The organism is Bradyrhizobium sp. BRP20 (genome assembly GCF_020194215.1).
GTDB lineage: Bacteria > Pseudomonadota > Alphaproteobacteria > Rhizobiales > Xanthobacteraceae > Bradyrhizobium > Bradyrhizobium yuanmingense.
The window spans coordinates 1-1788 of the sequence record NZ_JADYVY010000068.1; the positions used below are offsets into that span (position 1 = coordinate 1).

Annotated in this window: 2 protein-coding genes; both read left to right on the forward strand. The window is 57.8% G+C overall.

Features of this window, described 5'->3' with window-relative positions; genetic code table 11:
• On the forward strand, positions 1-985 hold a 985-nt coding region (locus I6F33_RS37795), incomplete at its 5' end, for an outer membrane protein (protein ID WP_225143915.1).
• 371 nt (positions 986-1356) lie between these two features.
• Complete coding sequence (locus tag I6F33_RS37800; protein ID WP_036046585.1) at positions 1357-1743, forward strand: hypothetical protein; 387 nt, start codon at positions 1357-1359, stop codon at positions 1741-1743.
• The last annotated feature ends 45 nt before the right edge of the window (positions 1744-1788 follow it).

Below are 1788 nucleotides of genomic sequence, written 5' to 3' on the forward strand. Positions count from 1 at the left end.
CAGTGCGATGGTCTTCGGGACGGACTCGGCGCGCGTCGGTGTTAGCGTCTGGTCCGCCCCGACGGTTTTGCTGCGCGATAACTTAAGGGCGCTCGGTCGTGGACCGAGAAAATACAGGGACGTGTTGGATGCGATCTGGAGTTCTTCTTTTGGGAGCCACGACAATCGCGCTCGTCGCAACCGATGCAACGAATGCGGCAGACCTCGAGCCAGGAGTGAAACTGCCACCGGCGGCTATATTGGCGGGCACGTCGGCGGCGGCTACGGCCGCACCTCCTTCAGCAATCCCTACGGTCCGTCGATCTATGGCGATGTCGTCGATACCCCAGTGTTCCTCGCCGGTGGCCAGATCGGCTACAATTGGCAGAAGAACGGTTGGGTATTTGGTGTCGAACTGGATGCCAGCGGTGCTGTCTCCGACGGGACAAATACCTGCCTCGCCGCCTCCGGCTTTATTGTGAGCGCAAACTGCAAGGCAGGTCCCAACGTCTTTGCCACCGGGACCGGTCGCGTCGGTTACGCGTTTGGCGCGCTGGGCCACACGCCGGCCTATCTCAAGGGAGGCGTCGCTTGGCAAAACAACCGGGGCGACGTCGTCAACAACTTCGAAGGCGGGTCGCCACAGGAGAAAGCCCACTTCGACTATGGTCGCCTTGGCGCCACCATCGGGCTGGGCGTCGAGCAAGCGCTTACGCCTGCATGGTCGGTGAAAGCTGAGTATGACTATCTGCATTTCGGCGGACCGAGTGTCGCGACTCCTCCGACGGAGCAGAATCCGCCGTTCGCAATTCTTCCGGCGAACACAACGGGCCTCTCCAGCAACTATCACATCGGAAAGATCGGCTTGAACTACCTTTTGGCTCCGACCCATGGACGGCGCAATGGTCGGATGCGCCGCTGTACGCGAAAGCACCCGCCGGTGCGCCGATCCGGTGTAGCCGGTGTAGGCCGCAGGCTGGTTGGTTCATTCCCGTGCCAGCGCTGAGCAGCTTGGGGTTTTCTTTGTGGAACCTGACGAACTCGATCAGGTTTTCGATGCCAAAGTCGCAGAACGCCTGAACACCATCTTCGCCGACGCCATAGACCCACTGGCCGCTCTCTACACGGCTTTTGCGACATGCCGATTCAGACTCTCCGCGAAATATAGCCATCGGAGCACCTACCGGGAATCTGGCAGACTGAACAATCCGCCTCCAGCATTGGTCACGTCAAATGTCGTCCTTAAGTCAGGTCCTTGCGATCAGGGCTACCAAAAGTGGCAGGTGTCCCATATTGGAGATCGTGTTACCCTCTGAAGGTGATTGAGCTGAGCCGCGAAACCAATCACAACGTTACAGTTCAGAGAGGAGACGTTCAATGGCATCGAGCGTAGCTGAAGACGAGAAACGCCGTACACAGCAAGCGCCGCAAGTGACCCAGGCATCGGCTGCTGGGCCAGGTGGCGCCGCCGAGCACACTAAGCAGTCGACGGCAGCCACGCGCGCTTCATTCGTGTTTGCAGATTGGCAGAAGTCGATCGAAGCAACGACAAACTTCTTCGCGGCGGCTTTGAAAGACGGTTTGAGATTGACTGCTTCCTCTTTGCACGATCACGCCAATTTTCTAAAAGTCGTTGCTGAGGTCAAAACGCCCTCCGAGTTGCTGAAAAGCTATCTGGACTTGGCAGAGCGATCTTGGTCGAGATCGTTCAGTGAAGGCTCGAAGTTGTTGGATAATCTCAAGATACAACAACATCAGCGTTGAGCAGTCGAATCGTGTAGATCATATAAGCGACGACGAGCTTGGGGC